This window comes from Olsenella sp. An290, from assembly GCF_002159535.1.
In the GTDB taxonomy this organism is placed as follows: Bacteria; Actinomycetota; Coriobacteriia; order Coriobacteriales; family Atopobiaceae; genus Thermophilibacter.
Genome location: NZ_NFIU01000022.1, coordinates 1 through 22,613 on the forward strand (window position 1 = coordinate 1; position 22,613 = coordinate 22,613).

The 22,613-nt window shown below is 68.1% G+C and carries 24 protein-coding genes; 14 read left to right on the forward strand and 10 right to left on the reverse strand.

Annotation, left to right across the window (positions count from 1 at the left end):
- Nucleotides 1-16 precede the first annotated feature (16 nt).
- Genes B5F84_RS08815 through B5F84_RS08825 form a run of 3 tightly spaced genes read right to left on the reverse strand, consistent with a single transcriptional unit; the run spans nucleotide 17 to nucleotide 4,589 of the window.
- The gene (locus B5F84_RS08815) at nucleotides 17-1,822 is read right to left on the reverse strand and encodes an ABC transporter ATP-binding protein (protein ID WP_087323020.1); all 1,806 of its coding nucleotides are present in this window, start codon (nucleotides 1,820-1,822) and stop codon (nucleotides 17-19) included.
- Nucleotides 1,822-4,140, reverse strand: a complete 2,319-nt coding sequence (locus tag B5F84_RS08820; RefSeq protein WP_087323023.1) for an ABC transporter ATP-binding protein — start codon at nucleotides 4,138-4,140, stop codon at nucleotides 1,822-1,824. The genes B5F84_RS08815 and B5F84_RS08820 overlap by 1 nt, the downstream gene beginning before the upstream one ends.
- The gene (locus B5F84_RS08825) at nucleotides 4,137-4,589 is read right to left on the reverse strand and encodes a MarR family transcriptional regulator (RefSeq protein WP_087323026.1); all 453 of its coding nucleotides are present in this window, start codon (nucleotides 4,587-4,589) and stop codon (nucleotides 4,137-4,139) included. The genes B5F84_RS08820 and B5F84_RS08825 overlap by 4 nt, the downstream gene beginning before the upstream one ends.
- Before the next feature lie 593 nt (nucleotides 4,590-5,182).
- Here B5F84_RS08825 and nadA point away from each other — a divergent pair.
- The 6 genes from nadA to B5F84_RS08855 all read left to right on the forward strand — a co-directional run bounded on the left by nadA (nucleotide 5,183) and on the right by B5F84_RS08855 (nucleotide 11,847).
- Nucleotides 5,183-6,112: a quinolinate synthase NadA gene (gene nadA / locus B5F84_RS08830; protein WP_087323029.1), complete on the forward strand. Its 930-nt coding sequence runs from the start codon at nucleotides 5,183-5,185 to the stop codon at nucleotides 6,110-6,112.
- An 8-nt stretch (nucleotides 6,113-6,120) separates the two neighbouring features.
- Nucleotides 6,121-7,440 (forward strand): FAD-dependent oxidoreductase, encoded by a 1,320-nt coding sequence (locus tag B5F84_RS08835; protein WP_239378339.1) that lies wholly within the window; start codon nucleotides 6,121-6,123, stop codon nucleotides 7,438-7,440.
- Between the two features lie 51 nt (nucleotides 7,441-7,491).
- Complete coding sequence (gene nadC / locus B5F84_RS08840) at nucleotides 7,492-8,346, forward strand: carboxylating nicotinate-nucleotide diphosphorylase (protein WP_087323034.1); 855 nt, start codon at nucleotides 7,492-7,494, stop codon at nucleotides 8,344-8,346.
- Entirely contained in the window at nucleotides 8,343-8,906 is a 564-nt protein-coding gene (locus B5F84_RS08845) for a transcription repressor NadR (RefSeq protein WP_087323037.1), read from the forward strand. The genes nadC and B5F84_RS08845 overlap by 4 nt, the downstream gene beginning before the upstream one ends.
- A gap of 443 nt (nucleotides 8,907-9,349) precedes the next feature.
- Nucleotides 9,350-10,330, forward strand: coding sequence for a hypothetical protein (locus B5F84_RS08850; protein WP_087323040.1), 981 nt, complete (start codon nucleotides 9,350-9,352; stop codon nucleotides 10,328-10,330).
- Entirely contained in the window at nucleotides 10,327-11,847 is a 1,521-nt protein-coding gene (locus tag B5F84_RS08855; RefSeq protein WP_087323043.1) for an alpha-amylase, read from the forward strand. Before B5F84_RS08850 ends, B5F84_RS08855 begins: the two co-directional genes overlap by 4 nt.
- A 201-nt stretch (nucleotides 11,848-12,048) precedes the next feature.
- Here B5F84_RS08855 and B5F84_RS08860 read toward each other — a convergent pair whose 3' ends face one another.
- Both B5F84_RS08860 and B5F84_RS08865 read right to left on the reverse strand, forming a co-directional pair.
- The gene (locus B5F84_RS08860) at nucleotides 12,049-13,467 is read right to left on the reverse strand and encodes a Sapep family Mn(2+)-dependent dipeptidase (RefSeq protein ID WP_087323046.1); all 1,419 of its coding nucleotides are present in this window, start codon (nucleotides 13,465-13,467) and stop codon (nucleotides 12,049-12,051) included.
- A 454-nt stretch (nucleotides 13,468-13,921) separates the two neighbouring features.
- The gene (locus B5F84_RS08865) at nucleotides 13,922-14,596 is read right to left on the reverse strand and encodes a hemolysin III family protein (RefSeq protein WP_087323049.1); all 675 of its coding nucleotides are present in this window, start codon (nucleotides 14,594-14,596) and stop codon (nucleotides 13,922-13,924) included.
- A 92-nt stretch (nucleotides 14,597-14,688) separates the two neighbouring features.
- Between B5F84_RS08865 and B5F84_RS08870 the strand changes: the two genes are divergently transcribed.
- The 7 genes from B5F84_RS08870 to B5F84_RS08895 all read left to right on the forward strand — a co-directional run bounded on the left by B5F84_RS08870 (nucleotide 14,689) and on the right by B5F84_RS08895 (nucleotide 19,200).
- A complete protein-coding gene (locus B5F84_RS08870; RefSeq protein WP_087323052.1) occupies nucleotides 14,689-15,141 on the forward strand; it encodes a hypothetical protein in 453 nt (150 codons plus the stop codon).
- Nucleotides 15,142-15,210: 69 nt separating this feature from the next.
- Nucleotides 15,211-15,816, forward strand: coding sequence for a DUF4203 domain-containing protein (locus tag B5F84_RS08875; protein ID WP_087323056.1), 606 nt, complete (start codon nucleotides 15,211-15,213; stop codon nucleotides 15,814-15,816).
- A 149-nt stretch (nucleotides 15,817-15,965) separates the two neighbouring features.
- Nucleotides 15,966-16,091 carry a hypothetical protein gene (locus B5F84_RS09765; protein ID WP_255375245.1) on the forward strand — a complete coding sequence of 42 codons (126 nt, stop codon included), beginning with the start codon at nucleotides 15,966-15,968 and terminating at the stop codon, nucleotides 16,089-16,091.
- A gap of 57 nt (nucleotides 16,092-16,148) precedes the next feature.
- A complete protein-coding gene (locus B5F84_RS08880; RefSeq protein WP_087323059.1) occupies nucleotides 16,149-16,898 on the forward strand; it encodes a methionine ABC transporter ATP-binding protein in 750 nt (249 codons plus the stop codon).
- Nucleotides 16,891-17,571, forward strand: a complete 681-nt coding sequence (locus B5F84_RS08885; protein ID WP_087323062.1) for a methionine ABC transporter permease — start codon at nucleotides 16,891-16,893, stop codon at nucleotides 17,569-17,571. The genes B5F84_RS08880 and B5F84_RS08885 overlap by 8 nt, the downstream gene beginning before the upstream one ends.
- A 51-nt stretch (nucleotides 17,572-17,622) precedes the next feature.
- A complete protein-coding gene (locus B5F84_RS08890) occupies nucleotides 17,623-18,483 on the forward strand; it encodes a MetQ/NlpA family ABC transporter substrate-binding protein (protein ID WP_087323064.1) in 861 nt (286 codons plus the stop codon).
- A gap of 102 nt (nucleotides 18,484-18,585) precedes the next feature.
- Entirely contained in the window at nucleotides 18,586-19,200 is a 615-nt protein-coding gene (locus B5F84_RS08895) for a DUF1349 domain-containing protein (protein WP_239378341.1), read from the forward strand.
- Nucleotides 19,201-19,229: 29 nt separating this feature from the next.
- Here B5F84_RS08895 and B5F84_RS08900 read toward each other — a convergent pair whose 3' ends face one another.
- From B5F84_RS08900 to B5F84_RS08920, 5 genes are all read right to left on the reverse strand, one after another.
- Complete coding sequence (locus B5F84_RS08900) at nucleotides 19,230-19,502, reverse strand: hypothetical protein (RefSeq protein WP_087323066.1); 273 nt, start codon at nucleotides 19,500-19,502, stop codon at nucleotides 19,230-19,232.
- Nucleotides 19,495-19,773, reverse strand: a complete 279-nt coding sequence (locus B5F84_RS08905; protein WP_087323069.1) for a BrnT family toxin — start codon at nucleotides 19,771-19,773, stop codon at nucleotides 19,495-19,497. Before B5F84_RS08905 ends, B5F84_RS08900 begins: the two co-directional genes overlap by 8 nt.
- A gap of 422 nt (nucleotides 19,774-20,195) precedes the next feature.
- Nucleotides 20,196-20,717 (reverse strand): AAA family ATPase, encoded by a 522-nt coding sequence (locus tag B5F84_RS08910; RefSeq protein ID WP_087323072.1) that lies wholly within the window; start codon nucleotides 20,715-20,717, stop codon nucleotides 20,196-20,198.
- Between the two features lie 12 nt (nucleotides 20,718-20,729).
- Complete coding sequence (locus B5F84_RS08915) at nucleotides 20,730-20,942, reverse strand: hypothetical protein (RefSeq protein ID WP_204205550.1); 213 nt, start codon at nucleotides 20,940-20,942, stop codon at nucleotides 20,730-20,732.
- A gap of 106 nt (nucleotides 20,943-21,048) precedes the next feature.
- On the reverse strand, nucleotides 21,049-21,759 hold the full coding sequence (locus B5F84_RS08920; RefSeq protein ID WP_087323075.1) for a hypothetical protein: 711 nt from the start codon (nucleotides 21,757-21,759) through the stop codon (nucleotides 21,049-21,051).
- A 181-nt stretch (nucleotides 21,760-21,940) separates the two neighbouring features.
- On the opposite strand from B5F84_RS08920, the gene B5F84_RS08925 reads away from it, so the two are divergent.
- On the forward strand, nucleotides 21,941-22,537 hold the full coding sequence (locus B5F84_RS08925; RefSeq protein WP_087323078.1) for a sugar O-acetyltransferase: 597 nt from the start codon (nucleotides 21,941-21,943) through the stop codon (nucleotides 22,535-22,537).
- Nucleotides 22,538-22,613 lie beyond the last annotated feature (76 nt).

The window sequence follows — 22,613 nt, forward strand, 5'->3', positions numbered from 1 at the left end:
CCCGGGCCCGTGGCGCCTACGCCGCGTGGTCGAACTGGGAGTTGTAGAGCTCCGCGTAGAAGCCGCCCTTGGCGAGCAGGTCCTCGTGGGTGCCCTTCTCGACGATGTCGCCGTCGCGGAGCACCAGGATGACGTCGGCGTTTCTGATCGTGGACAGCCGGTGCGCGATCACGAAGCAGGTCCTACCGCGCATGAGCTCGTCCATCGCGCGCTGGATGAGCTCCTCGGTGCGCGTGTCCACGTTGGACGTGGCCTCGTCGAGGATGAGCGCCGGGCGGTCCGCCAGCACGGCGCGCGCTATGGTGAGGAGCTGGCGCTGGCCCTGGCTGAGGTTGGTGCCCTCCTCGTTCACGACAAAGTCGTAGCCGCCGGCGAGCGTGTGGATGAAGTGGTCGCAGCGCGCCGCCCGCGCGGCCGCCTCGACCTCCTCGTCGGTGGCGTCGGGCCGGCCGTAGCGGATGTTCTCGCGGATGGTGCCGTTGAAGAGCCACGTGTCCTGCAGCACCATTGCGAACTGCTCCCGGAGCGCCGCCCGGTCCCACTCGCGCACGTCCGTGCCGTCCACGTAGAGCGCGCCCGCGTCCACGTCCCAGAAGCGCTGGAGCAGCTTGATGAGCGTGGTCTTGCCCGCGCCCGTGGGGCCCACGATGGCCACGGTCTGGCCGGGCTCCGCCGTGCAGGAGAAGTCGTGGATGATGGTCTGGCCGGGCTCGTAGCCAAAGCGCACGTGGTCGAATGCGACGCGGCCGTCGCGTCGCTCGGGCACCTGCGGGTGCGCGGGCCGCTCCTCCTCGGGAGCCGCCAGGAACTCGAAGACGCGCTCGGTGGCCGCGGCCATGGACTGCATGGTGTTGGACACGTTGGCCAGCTGCTGGATGGGCTGCGTGAAGTTGCGCACGTACTGGATGAAGCTCTGGATGTCGCCGGGGCCCGCCTGCCCGGAGAGGCACAGGCTCGCGCCCACCACCACGACGCCCACGTAGCCCATGTTGCCCACGAGGCTCATGAGCGGCATCATCAGGCCAGAGAGGAACTGGCTCTTCCACGCGCTCTCGAAGAGGCGGTCGTTCTCGCGCTCGAAGTCCTCGACGGAGCGCTCGGCGCGGTCGAAGACCTGGATCACGCCCTGGCCCGCGAAGTCCTCCTCCACGATGCCGTTGACGGTGCCCAGGACCTGCTGCTGCTCGCGGAAGTAGCGCTGCGAGAAGTGCACCACCACGCCCACGATGAGGATTGAGGCCGGCAGCGTGAGCACGGTCACGCCCGTGAGCGGCAGGCTGATCGAGAGCATCATGGCGAGCACGCCCACGACCTGCGTGAGAGAGGTGATGAGCTGCGTGATCGACTGGTTGAGCGACTGCCCGAGGGTGTCCACGTCGTTGGTGATGCGGCTGAGCACGTCGCCCTTGCTGTGCCCGTTGAAGTAGCCCATGGGGACGACCGCGATCTTCTCGGCGATCTCGGTGCGCAGGCGGTAGCAGACCTTCTGCGTGACGCCGGTCATGAGCCAGCCCTGCACGAGGCTGGCCGCCGAGCTCGCCAGGTAGAGGCCCAGAAGGGCCAGCAGCGTGGAGCCGATCCAGGCAAAGTCGACCGTCCCCGTGCCCTGGACGGTGGCCACGAGTCCCTCGAAGAGCTTGGTGGTGACCGACCCCAGGACCTTGGGCCCCACGATGTTAAAGACGACCGAGCACACGGCAAACGCCAGGGCAAGGAGGACGGCGAGCTTGTGTCGTCCCACGTATCCCAGCAGCCTGAGCATGGTGCCCTTGAAGTCCTTGGGCTTCTCGCCGCGTCCGCGGCCTCCTCTGACGGGCGGCATTAGCGCTCGCCTCCCTTCGTTTCGTCAGCGTGCAAAGGTGCCTGTCCCCTTTGCACGTCCAGGCCGAGCTCGGCGGGGGAGAGCTGGCTCTGGGCGATCTCTAGGTACGCGGGGCAGCTCCGCAGCAGCTCCTCGTGGGTGCCCCGCCCCACCACGTGCCCCTCGTCAAGGACGATGATCTCGTCGGCGTGCATGATCGTGGCGATCCGCTGCGCCACCACCACGAGCGCGGCGTCGGTGACGGTGCGGGCGAGCTCGGCGCGCAGGCGCGCGTCCGTGGCGTAGTCGAGCGCGGAGAAGGAGTCGTCAAAGACCACGACCTCGGGGTTCTTGGCCAGGGCGCGCGCGATGGCAAGGCGCTGGCGCTGGCCGCCCGAGACGTTGGAGCCGCCCTGGGAGATGGGCGCGTCGTAGCCCTCGGCGCGCTCCTCGATGAACTCCGAGGCCTGCGCCACGCGCGCGGCCTCGCGCATGCCCTCGTCCGTCACCGCGTCGCCGGCGAACTTGAGGTTGGACTCGACGGTGCCCGAGAAGAGCGTGCCCTTCTGCGGCACGTAGCCGATGCGCGCGCGGAGCTCGGAGAGGCTCCAGTCGCGCACGTCCACCCCGTCGAGGAGAATCCCGCCGCCGGTGACGTCGTAGAGGCGCGGGATGAGCTGCACGAGCGTGGACTTGCCCGAGCCCGTGGAGCCGATGATGCCCGTCATCTTGCCCGCGTGCGTGGTGAAGGAGACCCCCTGGATCACGTCGTAGCGGGCGTCCGGGTACTGGAAGCTCACGTTGCGGAAGGTGAGCTCGCCGCGCGGCGCCCCGGGGGCGGGGAGCTTGGGGTGCTCCGGGTCGCGCACGGAGACCGGGCACGAGAGCACCTCCTCCACGCGCTCGGCCGCCACCTCGGCGCGCGGCAAGATCACGGAGACCATCGTGAGGATCATGAAGGCCATGACGATCTGCATGGTGTAGGAGATGAAGGCCATCATGTCGCCCACCTGCATGACGCCGTCGGCCACGCCGTGCGAGCCCATCCACACGATGAGCACGGTCACGCAGTTCATGACAAACATGAGCAGGGGCATCATGAAGCTCATGGCCCGGTTGGTGAAGAGCTGGGTGTCCATGAGCTGGCGGCTCGCGTCGTCAAAGCGCTCGAGCTCGTGGCGCTCGCGCCCGAAGGCGCGGATGGGCATGAGGCCGTCGAGCATCTCGCGCGCCACGAGGTTCACGCGGTCCACGTAGGACTGCATGCGCTTGAACTTGGGCATGGTGATGCCCATGAGCACGCCCACGACGGCGCAGACCGCGATCACGGCCACGCCGATCGTCCACTCGAGGCCGGTCGAGGTGGCGAGCACGCGCATCACGGCAACGGCTCCCATGATCGGGGCAAGGAGCACGAGGCGCATGAACATCGTCACGGCCATCTGGACCTGCTGGATGTCGTTGGTGCACCGCGTGATGAGCGACGCCTGGGAGAACGTGTTGACCTCGGCGGGCGAGAAGGACATCACCTTGGCGAAGGTCTCGCGGCGCAGGTCCCGCGCGATGGTGGCGGCCGTGCGCGAGGCGACCGCGCCGGTGAGGACCGTGGCCACGAGGCTCACGAGGCACAGCCCAAACATGATGGCGGCGGTGCGCCCGAGGTAGGCGTTCTGGACGTCGGCCGCGGCGATGCCCTGGGCCTCGTACTCGGCGCTCACGTAGGAGATGGCGCGCTGGGTGACGATCGTGCCGCCCATGGAGCCCGTCTGCTCGCCGAGGGCCTCCGCCGCGCTGGCGAGCTGCTCGCGCGTGACGGCGCCCGCGTCAACGAGGGCGCGCAGGTCGTCGAGGTCGAGGGTGGCGGGTGCGGCGGCGGTGGCGCCTTCGGGGGCGGCTGCCGCGCCGGCGTCGCCCGTGCCGGTGGCGGTGCCCGTGCCAGCGCCGCCCGTCATCCCGGCGAGCGCTGAGGCGTCCACCCCCTGCTCCAGCGCGAGCACGGCGACCTCGGGCAGCTCCATGATCCGTGCGAGCTCGGAGCCCTCGTCCTTCTCGGCGGGGGAGCCCTGGAAGGCGCGGATGCCCTGGGCGTCGGCGGGCGCGAAGGCGGCCTCGACCGCGGCCGCGTCGTCGGCCGTCATGAAGAGCTCGAGGGCGTCGAGGGCGTCCGCGCGGATCGTGTCCGGCACGGGGCTCTCAACGCCGCCCTGCTGGATGCCCACGTCCACGATCTCGGACATGTAGGTGGGCAGGGCCAGGTCGGCGTTCGACTGGACCACGAGCAGGGCCACCACGGCGAGCACGGCGAGCACGTGATGGCGGAAGAGCTTCACGATCCTCATGCGACGCCCCCCTCCGCGACGTGGGCCTCGACGATGCGGCGCGACTTCCCGATGATGCGCACGAGCTCGCGCGCATCGTGCTCCCCGAGCGCGTCCAGGTAGCGCACGAGCACGTTGCGCATCTCTGCGCGGTTGGCGTCGGCGCGCTCGATGCCGGCGGGCGTGAGGCTCACCTCGACGCCGCGGCGGTCGGTCTCCGAGGGCCGGCGCTCGATGAGCCCCTTCTCCTCGAGGCTTCTGAGCACGTTTGCCACGCGCGCGCTCGAGATGTGCCCGTCGAGCGCGAGGTCCTTGGGCGCGAGCGACGCCTCGGCGCGGCGCAGGGCCTCAAGGACGGCGGTCTCGCCGCGCGTCGAGTTGCGCACGCGGGGTGTGAGCAGGTGCTCGATGCGCGCCGTCTCGTCGATGAACGTGCGCGCGAGCTCCGTGTAGAGCTCCTCTCCCTCCATGCATACTCCTAACACTAGAAGATACTTACGGTGTTAGGTAATACCCAGACGGCGGGGGCGCGAGCGCTGGGGGTCTGTCACCACGACTTCTTCACGCGCGTTCTTCTCGCCCGCGTGACTTGTAGCGAGTTTTTGCGACGAGCTCACTCAAACTCACGCTTCCGGCCCCGAAAGCGTGACTTCCAGCGAGCTGCCAAAACGAGCTCACTCAAACTCACGCTCTGGCGAGAAAAGCGTGACTTCCAGCGAGCTGCCAAGACAAGCTCGCTCAAACTCACGTTTTCAGCCCTGAAAGCGTGACTTGTGACGCGCCAGCTAGACAGGCTCACCAAAAGTCACGTTTCCAGCCCGGAACCGTGACCTTTGGTGAGTTGCGACGGCAAGCTCGCAGAAGATCACGCTCTGGCGAAAAAAGCGTGACTTCCAGCGAGCTACCAAGACAAGCTCACTCAAACTCACGCTTCCGGCCCCGAAAGCGTGACTTTCAGTGAGCTGCGGGCACGCCACCGCCCGCGTGTTCTTCTCGCCAGCTGTCTTGTCACCTGTAAAGTTTGCTGTCATACTGTCGGAGTTTGCAAAAGAGGGGAGCACACATGCTGACGGAGGAGCTGCGCGCCGAGGTCGCGCGTCTCAAGCGAGAGCGCGACGCCGTGGTGCTGGCGCACTACTACGTGCCGCCCGAGACCCAGGAGCTGGCCGACCACGTGGGCGACTCGTTCGCGCTGGCCCGCCTTGCCGCGACGCTGCCCAACCGCACCCTCGTCTTTGCCGGCGTGCGCTTCATGGCCGAGAGCGCCAAGCTCCTCTCTCCCGAGAAGACCGTCCTCATGCCGGACGTGACGGCGGACTGCCCGATGGCGCACATGGTCCGTCGCGAGACCGTGGACGCCGCGCGTCGGCAGTACGGCGACGACGTGGCGGTGGTGTGCTACGTGAACTCCACGGCCGAGGTGAAGTCGTGGTCGGACGTGTGCGTGACGTCGTCCAACGCCGTGCGGATCGTGCGCGCGCTGCCCCAGCGAAACGTGCTCTTTGTTCCGGACCGTCACCTCGGCCGCTACGTGGCGAGCCAGGTGCCCGAGAAAAACGTCATCCTGAACGACGGCTTCTGCCCCATCCATCAGGCCATCTCCGCAGCCGAGGTCGAGGCGCTCATGGCCCAGCACCCGGACGCTGCGGTGCTCGCGCACCCCGAGTGCGGGCCGGAGGCGCTCGCGCACGCGGACGTGGTCGGCTCCACGGCCGAGATCATCGCCGCGGCGGAGGCGGGCTCCGCGAGCGCCTACGTCATCCTTACGGTTGACGGCGTGCGCGGCGAGCTTGAGCGGCGCTGCGCGGGCTCGGGCAAGCGCTTCTACTTCCCGGCCACGCGCCCCAGCTGCCCGGACATGGACCGCATCACCTCCGAGCGGCTCGTGGCCTGCCTGCGCGAGGGCACGGGCGAGGTGGGCCTGCCGCCCGAGGACGTCGCCGCGGCGGCCCGCGCCACGCTCGACCGCATGCTCGAGCTGGGGGCGCGCTGATGGGAGGCGTGGCCGGGCGCGAGGGCGCCGGAGCGGGACGCGTCATCGACTGCGACGTGGTAATCGTGGGCTGCGGCGTGGCGGGGCTCTACTGCGCGCTCAACCTGCCGGCCGCGCTCAGCGTGGTCCTTCTCTCCAAGGGAGGCGTGGAGGAGTGCGACTCGATGCTCGCGCAGGGCGGCATCTGCGTGCTGCACGACCCGGACGACTACGAGAGCTTCTTCGAGGACACGCTGCGCGCCGGGCACTACGAGAACCGCCTGGAGAGCGTGGACCTCATGATCCGCGCGAGCCGCCCCATCATCGACGACCTCATTAAGCGCGGCGTGCGCTTTGCCCGGCGCGCCGACGGCAGCCTCGACTACACGCGCGAGGGAGCGCACTCCCGGGCGCGCATCGTCTACCACGAGGACGTCACCGGCGAGGAGATCACCACGCGCCTTCTGGCCTGCGTGCGCGAGCTGCCCCACGCGCGGATACTCGAGCACACCTGCATGACCGACCTCGTGGAGGGGTTCGACGCGGACGGGCGGCGCGTGTGCCGCGGCGTGCTTGCCACGGCGCCCGACGGCAGCCGCCTTCAGATCAACGCCGACGCGACGGTGCTCGCCACGGGCGGCGTGGGCGGGCTCTACGCGCACTCCACCAACTTTGGCTGCCTTACGGGCGACGGCTGCCGCGTGGCGGCCGAGCACGGGGCGCTGCTCGAGCACATGGACTACGTGCAGGTGCACCCCACCACCCTCTGGACCGAGCGCCCCGGGCGGGCGTTTCTCATCTCGGAGTCGGCGCGCGGGGAGGGGGCCATCCTCCTGAACGACGCCGGCGAGCGCTTCGTGGACGAGCTCCAGCCGCGCGACGTGGTCTCGGCCGCCATCCTGGCCGAGATGGCCCGCACGGGCGTCGAGCACGTGTGGCTCTCCTTTGAGCGGGTCCCGCGCGAGGAGATCGAGGGCCACTTCACGCACATCCTGGAGCACTGCCTCTCGGAGGGCTACGACATTCGCGAGCGGCCCATCCCCGTGGTGCCCGCGCAGCACTACTTCATGGGCGGCATTCATGTGAACGCCGACTCCGAGACCACGCTGCCGCACCTCTTTGCCTGTGGGGAGACCTGCTGTAACGGGGTGCACGGGCGCAACCGCCTGGCGTCGAACAGCCTGCTCGAGTCGCTCGTCTTCGCGCAGCGCGCGGCCGACAAGATCATGCGCGACCGCTTTGCCCAGGACACGGCCGCCCAGCTCGCCATGGCGGCGCGGGCGCGCTCGCGCTTCATTGCCGGGTCGCGCGACGTGACCGACGTGGCGCTGCTCACCGGCGCCGTGTGAGACAGACGCGCCCGCCCCCACCGTCGCATGCCCGTCGCGAGAGGAGAAACCATGACCGACCCGATGATCCAGATGCAGATGGACGACCACATCCGCGCCGCGCTGCGCGAGGACATGCCCTTTGGCGACGTCTCCACGACGTCCGTCATGCCCGAGCCGCGCCCCGGGCGCGTCCGCCTTCTCTCCAAGGCGGACGGCGTGATCGCGGGCCTTGCGGTCTTCTCGCGGGTGTTCTCGCTCCTGGACCCGGCGGCGCGCGTCACGGCGCACGTGGCCGACGGGGACGTCGTGAGCGCGGGCCAGGAGCTCGCCGTCGTCGAGGCCGACGTGCGCGCGCTGCTTGAGGGGGAGCGCACCGCCCTCAACTACCTGCAGCGCATGAGCGGCATCGCCACCTATACGGCACGCGTCGCGGCGGCCCTTGCCGGCACCGGCACCACGCTCGTGTGCACGCGCAAGACCACTCCCGGGATGCGCCTCTTCGAGCGCGAGGCCGTGCGCCTGGGCGGCGGGAGCCTTCACCGCTTTGGCCTCTCGGACGGCGTGCTCCTCAAGGACAACCACATCGACGCGGCCGGCGGGGTGGCCGCCGCCGTCGCAGCCGCGCGCGCGGCCGCGCCCTTCGTGGACAAGGTCGAGGTCGAGTGCGAGACGCTGGACATGGTGGAGGAGGCCCTCGCGGCCGGCGCGGACGTCATCATGCTCGACAACATGTCTCACGACGCCATGCGCGAGGCCGTCGCCCTCGTGGCCGGGCGCGCGCAGACCGAGGCGTCCGGCAACGTCGACGCCGCCAACGCCTCCTCCTACGCCGACCTGGGCGTGGACTTCGTCTCCTGCGGCGCGCTCACGCACTCCGCGCCGATCCTCGACCTCTCCCTCAAGCACCTCGAGGTGCTGGGGTGAGCGGGTCGGCCGGCGCCGGCGGCGGCGAGGCCCGGCGCGAGAGGATTCTCGAGGCCCTGCGCACTTCGGACGGCCCGCTCTCGGGGGCGGCGCTCGCGGAGGCGTGCGGCGTGAGCCGTCAGGTGGTGGTGACCGACGTGGCGCTTCTGCGCGAGCGGGGCGAGAAGGTCGTGGCCACGAACCGCGGCTACGTCCTCGCGCGCGAGGGGACCGCCCGGCCCACGCGCCTCTTCAAGTGCCGTCATGCCGCGGGGGAGACCGCCGACGAGCTCACCTGCATCGTCGACGCGGGCGGGTGCGTGGAGGACGTCTTCGTGAACCACCGCGTCTACGGCAAGGTGAGCTCGCCTCTGGGCCTGGCGAGCCGCCGCGACGTGGCGCGCTTCATGGACGAGCTGGCGTCGGGCGTGTCCGCGCCGCTCATGCAGGTCACGGATGGCTACCACTTCCATCACGTGAGCGCCCCGAGCGAGGAGGCGCTGGACGAGATCGCGGCCGTGCTCGAGGGCCGCGGCTATCTCGCCGAGCCGAGCCCCTACGAGCGCGCGACCTTCTCGTAGGAGCGGTTCTTCTCGCGCCTCCCGTCAGGGCGTGAGCTTGGGCGAGCCTGTCGTCGATGCTCGTGGCACGGACTCACGACATGTCACGCTTTCTGTGCCGAAAGCGTGACTTTGAGCGAGCTCGCTGCGGAGACTCGCTCAAAGTCACGTTTCCGGTGCCCGAAGCGTGACTTTGAGCGAGCTTGCTGCGAAGCTCATCAAAAGGCACGTTCTTCTCGATAAAAGCGTGACTTTGAGCGAGTCGGTCAGCCTGGCTCGTCCAAAGTCACGCTTCCGGCGCGCGGAGCGTGACTATTGGTGAGCCAGGAGCGAAAGCTCGCTCGCAGTCACGCGTCTGCCGAGAAGAACCGCGGGCCGCAAGGCCGCGAGGCCCCGCCGCCCGCCGGCGCGTCCGGTGCAACGGGTATACTCCCCACAGTTGGCCACGGACGGAAGGGAGCCCCTTGGAAGACCTCAAGCCCTCGATCCCGCGGACGCCCGCCCAGGCCGTGCTGAGGATCGTCTCCATCTTCATGGCCCTCATGGGCGCGCTCGTCCTTCTTGGCGGCGTCGTCGTGCTGGCGACGGACGGCGAGGTCGGCCTTGCGAGCGGCGACCTCTGGGCCATCGCGACCTTTGGCGTCATCATTCTGGTGGTGGCCGGCCTGCTCATCCTCACGGCCGCGCTCGGGCTCGTGGCCTCCAACAACTCGGCGCGCGTGGGGCCGTACCGGTTCCTGTGCTATCTCGTCGGGCTCGTGGTGCTCGTGGCGATCGTGTGGGGCTGGGGCCTGGGAACCTTCATCCTCTTCAACCCCATCGTCCTCACGACCACGATCGTCTACGTGCTCATCTGCTCGAGCCTGGCGGACCGGGTGAAGGAGGAGCACGACAAGGGCGTGACCGGGGAGACCTTCCTGCGCTCTCGCCACCAGCGGGTGCTCCACCTGCTCTCCGACGTCATCATCCTCAAGGGCGTGCTCACGGCGGCGGTCGCGGGCGTGCTCATCGCGGCGCTTCTTGTCTACGGCGAGGGGCAGCGCGTGGAGATCTCCGGCGTCTCGATCACGGTCACGGGGGCGGCGTTTGCGATCCTGGCGATCTCGGCCGTGGCCGCGGCCATCGACCTCCTTGTGGGCTGTCTGGGCATCTGGGGCTCCAACCGGCCGGAGAAGATTCGGCCGTTTCTCGTGCTCTCTTCGATCGCGCTTGCGATTGACGCGGTGCAGGTTGCCCTCTCCGTGTACCGTCACGGGCTCTTTGGGCCGTCCTTCGACCTCGTCTTTGACCTCCTCTTCATGATGGGGTGCACGTATCTGGCCTTTCGCATCATGGGCCAGCCGCTGCCGGATGAGCTCGCCGCGGCACACGGTCACGCGGCGGCCGCTGGCCCTGCGCCCGCCGACGCGCCCGCCCGCGACCCCCAGAAGGAGGGCGACCGATGAACGGAACCATGCTCCAGGGCTTCTCCTGGTACCTGCCCTCCGACGGGTCTCACTGGCGCCGACTCGCCGAGCAGGCCCCGTCCTTCGCGTACGAGGGGATCACCGCCGTCTGGCTGCCTCCCGCCTACAAGGGCGAGAAGGGCGCGGCGGACGTGGGCTATGGCGTCTACGACACCTACGACCTCGGCGAGTTCGACCAGAAGGGTACCGTGCGGACCAAGTACGGCACGCGCGCCGAGTACGAGGCCGCCATTCGCGCGCTGCAGGCGAGCGGCATCCAGGCGCTCGCGGACGTCGTGCTCAACCAGCGGCTCGGTGCCGACGGCTGCGAGGACGTGCGCGCGCAGGAGGTCGCGGGAGGCAACCGTGGCGAGAAGATCGGCGCGCCGCAGACGATCTCCGCCTGGACGCGCTTCTCGTTCCCCGGGCGCGCGGGGCGCTACTCCGACTTCGCCTGGGACTGGCGGTGCTTTCACGGCGTGGACTGGGACGAGCGCTCCCGTCGCAAGGCGATCTTCCTCTTTGACGGCAAGCGCTGGGACGACGCGGTGGAGCGCGCGGAGAACGGCAACTACGACTACCTCATGGGCGCGGACGTTGACGTGAACGACCCGCGCGTCTTTGACGAGCTCGTGCGCTGGGGGTGCTGGTACGTGGACGCGTGCGGGCTCGACGGCTTTCGGCTGGACGCGCTCAAGCACATCGACCGAGGCTTCTACCTGCGCTGGCTCGACGCCGTGCGCAAGCACGCGGGGCGCGAGCTCTTCTGTGTGGGCGAGTACTGGGGCCGCACGGCAGACGAGCTTCTCGCCTACCTGGGCAACGAGCGCGCGATGTCGCTCTTTGACGTGCCCCTGCACTACAACCTCTATCGCGCGAGCTGCTCGAACGGCAACGAGGACCTCTCCCGCATCTTCTCGGGCACGCTCGTGGAGCGCGACCCGGTGCACGCCGTGACCTTTGCCGAGAACCACGACACGCAGCCGGGCCAGGCGCTGCAGTCCTTCGTCCAGACGTGGTTCAAGCCGGCCGCCTACGCGCTCATCCTGCTGCGCGAGGCGGGCTACCCCTGTGTCTTCTACGGCGACCTCTACGGCATGCCCAACGGCGGCAACATTCCGGCGGTGGCCGAGCTGCCGCTGCTCATGGAGATTCGCCGGCGCTTTGCCTACGGCACCCAGCACGACTTCCTGGACGCGCCGGACGTGATCGGCTGGACGCGCGAGGGCGACGACGAGCACGAGGGCAGCGGCGTGGCCGTGGTCCTCACCGACCGCGACGGCGGCGAGAAGCGCATGTTCGTGGGCGAGCGTCATGCGGGCGAGCGCTGGGGCTGCGTCGTCGGCGAGCAGGAGGACGTCACGGTGGGCGCTGACGGCTGGGCGACGTTTCGCACGCTCGGCGGGCGCCTCTCGGTCTTTCTGCCGGAGCGCACGGCCGACGCCCTGGAGCACGACCGCGTCCTGCGCCGCATCCGTCGCGAGATGGCCGAGGACACCGAGGAGATGCGCGCGTAGGGGATACGTAGCCGGGGATTTCCGGACATTTCCGTTTACGCGTGCAAAAACTGAAACCATCGAATGCGCAATCGGAGAAAAGCCGTCAGAATGAGCGGAAATCCCGACTTGCGCGTTCTTCTCGCCATGCGCAAGTCGGGATTTCAGAAAACGCGAGTTACGCGTTGTCCGGAGGCGTTGCCCGGGGGCGTTGTCCGGGACCTACAGCTCGAGCTCCATGAGGCGGGCGATCGACACGATGTAGATCTTGAGCGCCTGGCGCAGGCTGGCCTCGGAGATGGCCTCGTCGGGACCGTGCTCCATGCCGGCCCAAGCGGGGCGCTCCTCGGTCGGGTCGTTGGGGCCGAAGGCGCACGCGCGGGCGAAGTGGCGCGCGTAGGTGCCGCCGCCAATCGTGAACGCCCGCGCCTCGGCTCCCGTGTACTCGGCGTACGTGGAGAGCAGGGCCTCGATCTCCGGGCTGTCGGGGCTGATGTAGAAGGGCTCCTCGTTGGAGCGGCACGCGTAGGAGCAGCCGTGCGAGGCCGCGAGCTCGGAGAGGCGCGCGGTGATGGCCTCGCCGGTCGTGCTCGTGGGGAAGCGCGCGTCCACGGACTGGACGAAGCGACCGCCCTCGGTGCGGACGGTTCCCGCCACGCAGGTGAGGCGGCCGAACTTGTCGTCCGCGCTTGCGATGCCGGAGGCCTCGCCGTAGGCGTCCTCGGTGAGGGTCACGACAAGCTCGAGGAAGGGGCGCTCGCCCTTGCCGGCGAGCCCCTGGGCGAGCAGGTAGCGCGCGAGCACCCCGATCGCGTTGACGGTGCCCTCGGGAAGCGACGCGTGCCCGCCCACGCCCGTGGCCGTCACGCGCGCGAGGCCCGTGCCCGCGTCCTCGACGGCGACGCGCTCGGCCGCGGGGAGCGCCGCGGCGTCGGCGCGCACGAGGGCCGTGGCCTGGCCGGCGACGGCGTTGGGGACGGTGCCGCCGTCGAGCTCGACGATCTTCTCGCCCGCGACGGCGTCCGAGGTGAACTCGCCGCGATAGAGGCCCTTCTCGCCGCAGATGAGCGGGAAGTCGGCGTCGGGGGAGAAGCAGAAGAGCGGCTCGGGGTAGCGCTCGAGGTAGTACGGCACGTCGCCCATGCCGGTCTCCTCGTTGTTGCCGATGATGCAGCGGAGCGTGTAGGGGAGCTCGTGGCCCGCTGCGGCGCGGCGGGCGAAGAAGTGCGCCGCGTAGAGCGAGAGCACGAAGGGGCCCTTGTCGTCCTGGACGCCGCGGCCGATCAGGTAGCCGTCCTTGCGGGTGACCTCAAGCGGGGGGAAGCTCCAGCCCAGGCCCACGGGCACGATGTCCGTGTGGGCGATCGTGGCGAGGTGGCGATCCGGGCCGGAGGCGCCGGGGACGTCGCCAAAGCCCAGGTAGCCGTCCACGTCCGTGACCTGGAGGCCCAGGCGCTCGGCCATGCGCTCGGCCTCGACGAGCGCGCCGTTGGAGGCGGGGCCCCACGGCCTGCCGGGCTCGGCCGCGTCGAGGTCCTCCACGGACTCGTGCCGCACGAGGCGGTCGATGTCGGCGACGACGTCCTCCCAGACCTCGTCGACAAAGGCGTCGACCTCGCGCTTGAACTGCTCGTCGATCATGCGTCCTCCTTGGGGTTGGGGGTTCTTCTCGCGGTCCATCTTAGCGCGCGGCCCGGTGACTGTCTCTTTGGGCGGGTGCCTCGCTCAAAGTCACGCTTTTGCCGCGCGGCGCGTGACTTTTGGTGAGGTTTCCTCGCCACCTCGCTCAAACTCACGCTCTGGGTGCCTCGAGCGTGAGTTTGGATGAGTCGCGAGAAGAACCTCACTCAAAGTCACGTTCCGAAGGGCGAAAGCGTGACTTTGAGTGAGGCACGAGAAGAACCTCGCAAAAAGTCACGCTTTGGGCGCCTCGAGCGTGAGTTTGGATGAGTCGCGAGAAGAACCTCACTCAAAGTCACGTTCCGAAGGGCGAAAGCGTGAGTTTGGATGAGTCGCGAGAAGAACCTCGCAAAAAATCACGCTTTAGCCGCCCGGCCGCCCGGCTGCCCGGCCGCCCGGCCGTGCCGCGCGGCCGCTACACCACGAACAGCAGCGCCGAGAGCGTGATGCACACGCTGCCGGCCAGGGTGAACAGGTGAAACACAAAGTGCAGATAGGGGACCTTCTTGATCGCGTAGAAGACCGCGCCCACGGTGTAGCTGAGGCCGCCTGCCAGAAGCAGCCAGAACGCGGGCGGCGCCAGGAGCTCCCAGAGGTCGCCGATGTGAAAGACCACGAGCCAGCCCATGAGCACGTAGACGAGCGCGGTGAGCCAGGCGGGCTGTCGCTCGCGCAGCAGGCACTCGACCACGATTCCCACCACGGCGACGACCCATACGGCCACGCAGAGCGCAAGGCCGCCGCGGTCAGCCAGCGCCACCAGGGAAAACGGCGCGTAACTGCCGGCGATGAGCAGGTAGATGCCGCAGTGGTCGAGCACGCGGAACACCGCCTTGGCCTTCTCGGGCGCAAGCGCGTGGTAGAGCGTGGAGAAGAGGTACTCCACGATGAGCGAGACGCCCATGATGATGGCCGCCGCCAGTCGCACGCCGCCTCCGTGCGAGACGGCCACCACGATCAGCAGCACGAGCGCCGCGATGGCAAGCAGCACGCCCACGCCATGGCTCACCGAGTTGGCGATCTCCTCGCCCAGGGTGTAGAGCCTCTTCCTGAGGGGCCGGGCCTTCCCGGACGCTTCCGCCTCACCCATGCGCTCTCCCTTCGCCCGGCCCTGTGGCCGCCCAGGTATAATGACGCCGTCTAGGGGAAAGCATAGCCGTCCCCACCCCGAGGGAGGACATCGTGAGAAAAACTACGTTCATCGCAAACTTTGTCGCATGGGTCGTCCTGGCCGTGGCGTGCACGGCGTTTCTTGCGTGGTACCACCTGTCCGGGACGGTGGCGGTCGCGGAGGTCCTCGATATGGCGATCGTGCAGGTGGGCATCGTCGCCGCGGCGCCGGTCCTGCTCTATGCCATCGGCGTCGTGCTGGGGCTTCTGCTCGTGCGCTTCCGCGGCATCACCTTCCGCCCGGGTGCCAAGCGGGCCCTGCGCGCCGTGGGCCTCGTGGGCCTTGCGCTCATCGTGCTCGGCGTGCTGCCGTACTTTGCCCAGGGCCTGCAGGGGGCGCTCATGTGGGCGAGCGCCATCGTGGTCGTGGCGTCCATGACTGCCCCGCTGCTCCTGTCCGCGTTCGGCTTTGCGTACGCGCTCGGCTGCGCCGGCGTGAGCGCCCCGCGTCCCGCCCGCTCCTAGGCGGACGAGAAGAACCTCCCCTGCGGACGGGAGGTGCCTCCCGTTCCATCCCGCTCGAAAGGCTACGCCATGGAATATGTCATCCTCTACCTCGCCGTCAACATCGTCCTGGGCGCGCTCGCGTGCTTCTGCGGCAAGAAGCTCTTCTACCTGCTCCTCGGCGCGCTCGTGTTTCTGGCCGTGCTCAACGCGGGGCTCTCGGCGACCGACGCCTCCGCGGCCTCGGTCGCGGTGGCCGTGGTCCTGGGCATCGTCGCGGCGCTGCTCTCGAAGCTCGCCTACAAGGTGGGCGTGTTCATCGTCGGCTTTGTCGCGGGCGCGTGCCTGGGGTATCTGGGCGCGGTGCTCGTGCTGCAGGACGGCGGCCCCCTGCCCGCGATCGCGCTCGTTGTGGGCGTGCTCTCGGGCCTCGCCGCGCTCAGGTGGGCGGACTTCTTCGTGCGCGCCGGCACGGCCTGGGCCGGCGCCTCCTTCGTGGTGCCCAACGCGCTGGCCGCGGTGACCTCCTTCGAGGCGCTTGCGTCCCATGCGGTCTCCGGTGACGGCGCCGCCTCCTTCGAGGCGGTCTTCGCCTTCGTGTCCGGCGACTTCGCGGCCGCCAACGCCACGACGATCCTCGTGGGGACCGTGGCGCTCGCGATCGTCGGCGCGCTCGTGCAGGCGCGCGAGGACTGATCGCGCCAGCTCGCGGCCCCTCTTGCGCCGCGCGCCCCCGCAGGGCCGGACGGGCCCGAGCCGCGGCCGGGATCTGCGGTTCTTCTCGCGAGTTTTCCAGCGTGTAACGCCGGTTGCAGATATGTGGCCTGACTGCTAACGTATGCCGCATGAAGAACGCTGCCGCACATATCGCGATGACGATGGCCATGGTGGTCATGGAGATGCCCAAGCCCGGGCACTCTGACGTGCTGCGCGCCCAGCGCGCGTGCGCAGAGACCGGGCGCCTCCACTAGGCACTCTCCGGCAGGAGAGGGCCTGCCATCAGTCATCCCCTTGAGCGGAGCCCTCGCATGATCCAGATCAAGAACCTCAGCAAGTCCTACGGGCCGCGGCCCGATGCGCCCCACGCGCTCGACGACGTCTCCCTTGACATCGCCGACGGCGACATCGTGGGCATCATCGGCATGAGCGGCGCGGGAAAGTCCACGCTCGTGCGCTGCCTCAACCTGCTGGAGCGCCCCACGTCCGGCCAGATCCTCGTGGACGGGCAAGACGTGATCGGGCTCACGGGCGCCGAGCTGCGCAGGTATCGTCGCCGTGTGGCGATGATCTTCCAGAACTTTGGCCTGCTCGCCCAGAAGACGGTGCTCGCCAACGTGTGCTTCCCGTTCCTCGCCGCGACGGGCCGCGTCACTGCGGAGAACCGCGCGCGGGCGCTTGCGCTCCTGGACCTGGTGGGCCTGGCCGACCGGGCCGACTCCTATCCCAGCCAGCTCTCCGGCGGCCAGCAGCAGCGTGTGGCCATTGCCCGCGCCCTGGCCTGCGACCCGGAGTACATCCTCTGCGACGAGGCCACGAGCGCGCTTGACCCGGCGAGCACCAACACCGTCCTCAAGCTCCTGCGCCAGATCAACCGCGAGACCGGCGTCACGGTCATCGTGATCACGCACTCCATGGGCGTGGTCGAGAAGATCTGCAGGAACGTCGTGGTGCTCGAGCACGGGCGCGTGGTCGAGCGGGGGAGCGTCGCCGACGTCTTCGCTGACCCGCAGTCGCACGCCGCCAAGGTCCTTCTCGAGAGGGTTGATTGGGATGCCTAACCTTTCCGACTTCATCGCCGAGTACGGCGAGCTGCTGCTCCAGGGCACCGGCGAGACGCTCGTCATGCTGCTTGTGCCCACCGCCATCTCCTACGTGCTTGGCATCGCCCTTGGCGTGGTGCTCTACCTCACCGCGCCCGGCTCGCTCCGACCGATGCCCGCGCTCAACGGCGCGCTTGGCTGGGTGGTCAACATCTGCCGCTCGTTCCCGTTCATCGTGCTCATGGTGTCGATCATCCCGCTCACGCGCCTCATCATGGGCACGGGCTCGGGCATCCTGGGCACCATCCCGCCGCTCGTGCTCTCGGCGACGCCCTTCATCGCTCGCATGGTCGAGCAGTCGCTCTCCGAGGTCCCGCGCGAGGCCGTCGAGGCCGTCGAGGCCTGCGGCGCCAGCGTTCCGCGTATCGTCCTCTCGGCGCTCCTGCCCGAGGCGCTGCCCTCCATCGTTCGCGGCGTGGCCGTGGTGCTCATCGCCGTGCTCGGCTACACCGCCATCGCCGGTGCCGTGGGCGCGGGCGGTCTGGGCGACATCGCCGTCCGCTACGGCTACTACCGCTACCAGTCCGACGTCATGATCGCCGCTGTGGTCATCCTCGTGGTGATCGTGCAGGTCATCCAGAGCGCGTGCGACCTTGTGGCCCGCCGCGTTGACCATCGCTCCAACAGCTGATTCCGCACAGGGGGGGACAGCCCCCCAACCAACTAACTAAGGAGAAGAACCATGAAGTTTGCTACCTCTAGCATTTCCCGCCGCTCCCTTCTCGCCGGCCTTGCGCTCGCGGCCGCGGGCTCGCTCGCCGCGTGCGGCGCCCCCGGCTCCGAAGCCGGCTCCGGCTCCGCCTCCGACGAGGCCGCGACGCTGCGCATCGGTGCCTCGCCGAGCCCGCACGCCGAGATCTTGCACGACTTTGCCGCGCCGCGCCTTGCCGAGAAGAACATCACGCTCGATGTGGTGGAGTACACCGACTACATCAAGCCCAACCAGGACGTGACCTCGGGCGAGCTCGACGCCAACTACTTCCAGCACATCAACTACCTCAACAACTACAACGAGGAGAACGGCACCGACCTCGTGAACGCGGGGGAGATTCACTACGAGCCGTTTGGCATCTTCCCGGGCCGCTCGAACGACCTCGAGAACGTCGCCGACGGTGCCACGTTCTCCGTGCCCAACGACCCCACCAACGAGGGACGCGCGCTCCTGCTCCTGCAGGACCTGGGGCTCATCACGCTTGACGAGGCCGCCGGCGTCACCGCCACGGTGAACGACATCACCGATAACCCTCACGACCTGCATTTCCTGGAGCAGGAGGCGGCCGTCTTGCCGTCCACCCTCGCCGACGTGGACTTTGCCATCATCAACGGCAACTACGCCATCGACGCGGGCCTTTCGCTCGACGACGCCGTTGCGGCCGAGAACGCCGACTCCACGGCCGTCCGCGAGCAGTACGTGAACATCATCGCCACGCGCCCCGACCTGAAGGACGACGCGCGCGTGGTAGCGCTCGTCGAGACCCTCAAGGGCGACGAGTTCGCGACGTATCTCCAGGAGACCTTCGGCTCGTCCGTCCAGGCGTTCTAGCGTGGCGGGGGGACGGAGGCTTTGTCCCCGCTCCGTCCCCCTGCCACGCTCCTCCATCGGCGGGCGATACAATAGCCCGAAGGGCGAGAGCGAGGGGGAGGCATGGCGGAGATGGACCTGAAAGACTTCACTTGGACGCGCGAGCCGGCGGCGTGCGCGGTGCGTGACGGCGCGCTCGAGGTCACCACGCTCCCGCACACCGACCTCTGGCAGCGAACCTACTACCACTTCCGCAACGACAACGCACCCGTCCTGCAGGCGCGCACGGGCGAGAGATACTTCAGCTTTACGGTGCGCACGGACTTCTCCCAGAGCCACCACCGCTTCGACCAGTGCGGCATCGTGGTCTACCTGGACTCGGAGAACTGGCTCAAGGCGTCCGTCGAGTACGAGAACGAGCGATTCCAGCACCTCGGGAGCGTGGTCACCAACGGCGGCTGGTCCGACTGGGCCACCACCGAGATTCCCGCGGACGAGCGCCAGATGTGGTACCGGCTCTCGCGCCGCGGGGACGACTTCCGCGTTGAGCGCTCGCGCGACGGCGTGACCTTCTCGCAGATGCGCGTCTGCCACCTGGCGGCGGCGACGGGCGAGGTGAGCTTTGGCGTCTACGCGTGCTCGCCGGAGGACTCGTCGTTCACGGCGCGCTTCGACGGCTTTGACCTGGGCCCGTGCGCCTGGGCCGCCCACGACGGCCAGCAGCCGGACGAGGAGTAGGCGAAAAGGAGACGGCGCGGCCTGCGGCGCTAGCGCGGCGCTGACGCCGTTCTTCTCGCCTTGCGATCGTCCTCCTGGTCAAGGCGCTCCGCCAGCCAGATCTTCATGAGTGACTGGCGCGTGACGCCATATTCGCTCGCATAGCCGTCAAGCCGAACGACCATGGGCTCGTTCATGTCTATGCTCACGCGGCGCTGGGACTGGTGGGGCCGCTCGAAGGTCGCCTCATCCGCGTAGGGGAGGACGTCCCCGCCCTCGTCGAAGATGTCCTCTGCCTGCTGGGAGCAAATCCTTTTATCCATGGTATCTCTCAATCTCAAGCTTCGTGGAACGTCGTGCGGAGATGATCCTGACGCTCTCCCCGTTCTCACCTCGGTACGTAATGATTGCGGAGAGGTATAGCGACTTGGAGACCCTGCCAACTGCGAGCCAGCGCTCCTCTGGTTCTATGGAGACACGAACACGATAGTAGAGCGGGTCTTTCCAAATCTTGCACGCCTCCTCAAATCTCACGTGATGTTTCCTCCAGTTGCTCTGGGCCTTATCCGGATTCCATTCAAACAGCAAAGCCATTCCATTATCCTCCCCTTCATTATAAAAGAGTTCAAAAAATGGTCTATTTTTAAGCTTGTATTGAGTGGTCGGTTCTAGTGAAGAAAAAGTAGCACACGGGCTTCTCGTGATGTCTTTCCGTCGTCTGACCGTTTGCTGACGTCGCAGATGTCGGTATAAGAACGAGCTCAATAATTTGAAATAGTATCGGCAGTCGGATGATATTCATCCGCGAGCGGTGTTGTGGCCATGTGCGTAGGAAGCAATTCGATGCGAAAGAGAGAAAAGGTGTCTAGGTGCTTCCGCTCAAGCTCCCATTGGGAAACTGAGTGCTGGCCACTCGTCCGTATAGGCTGTCTAACTGGGAAAATACGGGCAACTTGGGGAGTTGGACTGTTTTGAGTTGGGGAGTTGGACCGACGGGGACGGGCGCGGTCTCCAATTCAGCCCGTGCCCGTCCCCGCGCCAATCTCGATGATGCCCTCCGCCACATCCTCGGGCGTCATGTCTGAGGTGTCGAGGAGTACGGTCCTGAGCTCTCGGTAGAGCGACAGCCGCTGGATGCTTCTCCCGATGATGTCCGGCTCCCTCAGGCCCGCTCGCACGTCGGCTTCCAGTCTGCTTCGGAGCACGTCCTCCCGGCAGGTCAGGGAGACGGAGACCACCCGGCAGCACAGCTCCGCAATAGGCAGCCGCCGCAGGATCTGGTCGATGATGCCCTGCTCGTGCATGACCCAGCTGAAGACGACGTTCTGGTAGGTGCTTGTGCGCAGGAAGTTGCCCAGCAGGTGGCAGATATTGTCGAGCACCATGGCGCGTGTCTCGTCTGTTACCGCAAAGGGGCGCGCGTCCCAGCACCAGTCCCCATCGAGCATGACGGCGGCGGGCAAGCGGTCGCGCAGAATCCGCGCGACCGTTGTCTTGCCCACGCCCATCGTGCCGCCGATGAGGTAGAGCCGCTTCATAGGGGACGCTCCCTACCGATACGTCACCGTCTCGGACAGTGGTCTTCTGCTCCCGTGGTTGGGGAGCGGCCCCGCGCCCTCGGCGGCGCAGCCGAGGGCGAGCAGCATGAGGAGCTCCTCATGCTCGGGCGGGCCCAGGCGCTCCCTGGCAACGTCCGGGTCAAAGCGGTTGAGCCAGCAGCTGTCCACGCCCGCGTCGCAGGCGGCCGGCTTCCCTCTTGCCATGATATAACGTTGGGGGCGCTGGGATGCGATCGCTCGCTTTCGCCACCATTTTGGGGTCGCGCTAAAGAAGTTAAGAGTTTGCCGTTCGGGCGTGCTCAGCAGGTATTTAGGACCTTGCGCGCTCCAGAAACGCCTTTACCGTCTCGGTCTCCTCGGGGTCCTTTCTCCTGAGCGCACGCTCCTGCATGAAGCCGGTGTCGAGGATTGCGCCCTCGAGCCTTGGGTGCGCACGGAGCACGGACTGGGGTATCGGGAGCGCGAGGAAGCTCTCCTCGCGCAGGGCCCAGTTGACGCCCGCGAGGTTATAGAGCAGCGACTGGTCGCGCTTGGCGCCGGTGATGAGGTAGGGGGTGCCGTCGACCATCGTCTTTCCGCTGAACGCGGCGTAGGGCAAGGCGATGACGCCATGTCCGTTGTCGCAGGTGACGTCGGCCTTCCCGAGGGTGATGGTGAGGCTGGCGCCGCCATTTTTCCCGGCAAGGAGGTCTCGGAGCGGCTTGATGTCGTGGCGGCAGCGCATGCGCGTGATGGCCCCCGGGTGCACGGCCGAGAAGAGGCCGAAAGCCGTCAGCGCAAAGAAGACGACGATGCCCAGAACAACGTTATTGGTTCCCTCGCCCGAGAGCGTGGCGTCGAGCGTCCCCGCGCCCGCTGCGTACGCGATGGCCACGACTCCCCCGATCGTCCAAAATCCGCAGATGAACGCGCAGGCAATTCCGAGCTTCCTGATGTACGCGTCGTTCTGCGCGCGCAGCATTCCCAGCGCAAGCTCCTCGTTGACCGGAACCTCCCAGCTGATGCCTTCGAGCTGCTCCATCTCTTGTCCTCTCTGCGGGTTTTCCGGCGACTCTATCACGGCGATGCACGGGTTTGGTAAGGGGGGAATCAGCTTTCTGCCCAGAATTTCCCGCCCGTCTTGCGGGATGCGTTCGGCATCGGCGCTCCCGGAGCGGTATGATGCAACGCGTTCGCAGACCGCCCAGAAGAACGGACCTCCCGTGACCGCGCTCGACCTCATGCGCTCCGACAGCCCGTACGCCGTGAGCTACCTTGACATGCCCAACGACCTGCAACCGCGCGCCCAGTGGCTCTGCTGGCGCCTCAACCAGCTTGACCCCGCTGACGTGGGGACGAGGGCGGAGATCTTGGGGGAGCTCTTTGGCACCTGGCACCCACGCGCCACGGTCAAGCCGACCTTTCGCTGTGACTACGGCTTCAACGTCCACTTCCACGGCTTTGCGCTCGTGAACTACAACTGCACGTTCCTGGACACCTCGCCAATCCACATCGGCGAGGGCACGTTCATCGCGCCGGGCTGCGTGCTGGCGTGCGCGGGGCACGCGGTCGACCCGGCCCAGCGCGCTGAGGGCATCCAGACCTCGGCGCCCATCACGCTGGGCGACAACGTCTGGCTTGGAGCCAACGTGACCGTGTGCGGGGGCGTCACCATCGGCGACGGCTCCGTCATCGCGGCCGGCAGCGTGGTCACGCGCGACGTGCCCCCGAGCACGCTCGCGGCGGGCGTGCCGTGCCGACCCGTGCGCGCGGTGGGGGCGTCCGACCGGCGCGCGCTCACCGTGGTGGACGCGCGCTAGGGGGGTCTCTCCGGCCGCGCTGCCGCAGCGGGCCTCGCCCCCGCTTCGTCCCGTGACCCGCCGCCCCCTCCAGACC

What these genes read in the sequence shown, in the direction of transcription:
- B5F84_RS08895 (WP_239378341.1), top strand. Translation starts at nt 18,586, where the DNA reads ATGGCGGAGATGGACCTGAAAGACTTCACTTGGACGCGCGAGCCGGCG.
- B5F84_RS08880 (WP_087323059.1), top strand. Translation starts at nt 16,149, where the DNA reads ATGATCCAGATCAAGAACCTCAGCAAGTCCTACGGGCCGCGGCCCGAT.
- nadA (WP_087323029.1), top strand. Translation starts at nt 5,183, where the DNA reads ATGCTGACGGAGGAGCTGCGCGCCGAGGTCGCGCGTCTCAAGCGAGAG.
- B5F84_RS08905 (WP_087323069.1), bottom strand. Translation starts at nt 19,773, where the DNA reads ATGGCTTTGCTGTTTGAATGGAATCCGGATAAGGCCCAGAGCAACTGG.
- nadC (WP_087323034.1), top strand. Translation starts at nt 7,492, where the DNA reads ATGACCGACCCGATGATCCAGATGCAGATGGACGACCACATCCGCGCC.
- B5F84_RS08820 (WP_087323023.1), bottom strand. Translation starts at nt 4,140, where the DNA reads ATGAGGATCGTGAAGCTCTTCCGCCATCACGTGCTCGCCGTGCTCGCC.
- B5F84_RS09765 (WP_255375245.1), top strand. Translation starts at nt 15,966, where the DNA reads ATGAAGAACGCTGCCGCACATATCGCGATGACGATGGCCATGGTGGTC.
- B5F84_RS08885 (WP_087323062.1), top strand. Translation starts at nt 16,891, where the DNA reads ATGCCTAACCTTTCCGACTTCATCGCCGAGTACGGCGAGCTGCTGCTC.
- B5F84_RS08865 (WP_087323049.1), bottom strand. Translation starts at nt 14,596, where the DNA reads ATGGGTGAGGCGGAAGCGTCCGGGAAGGCCCGGCCCCTCAGGAAGAGG.
- B5F84_RS08825 (WP_087323026.1), bottom strand. Translation starts at nt 4,589, where the DNA reads ATGGAGGGAGAGGAGCTCTACACGGAGCTCGCGCGCACGTTCATCGAC.
- B5F84_RS08860 (WP_087323046.1), bottom strand. Translation starts at nt 13,467, where the DNA reads ATGATCGACGAGCAGTTCAAGCGCGAGGTCGACGCCTTTGTCGACGAG.
- B5F84_RS08915 (WP_204205550.1), bottom strand. Translation starts at nt 20,942, where the DNA reads ATGGCAAGAGGGAAGCCGGCCGCCTGCGACGCGGGCGTGGACAGCTGC.
- B5F84_RS08920 (WP_087323075.1), bottom strand. Translation starts at nt 21,759, where the DNA reads ATGGAGCAGCTCGAAGGCATCAGCTGGGAGGTTCCGGTCAACGAGGAG.
- B5F84_RS08900 (WP_087323066.1), bottom strand. Translation starts at nt 19,502, where the DNA reads ATGGATAAAAGGATTTGCTCCCAGCAGGCAGAGGACATCTTCGACGAG.
- B5F84_RS08875 (WP_087323056.1), top strand. Translation starts at nt 15,211, where the DNA reads ATGGAATATGTCATCCTCTACCTCGCCGTCAACATCGTCCTGGGCGCG.
- B5F84_RS08910 (WP_087323072.1), bottom strand. Translation starts at nt 20,717, where the DNA reads ATGAAGCGGCTCTACCTCATCGGCGGCACGATGGGCGTGGGCAAGACA.
- B5F84_RS08890 (WP_087323064.1), top strand. Translation starts at nt 17,623, where the DNA reads ATGAAGTTTGCTACCTCTAGCATTTCCCGCCGCTCCCTTCTCGCCGGC.
- B5F84_RS08815 (WP_087323020.1), bottom strand. Translation starts at nt 1,822, where the DNA reads ATGCCGCCCGTCAGAGGAGGCCGCGGACGCGGCGAGAAGCCCAAGGAC.
- B5F84_RS08855 (WP_087323043.1), top strand. Translation starts at nt 10,327, where the DNA reads ATGAACGGAACCATGCTCCAGGGCTTCTCCTGGTACCTGCCCTCCGAC.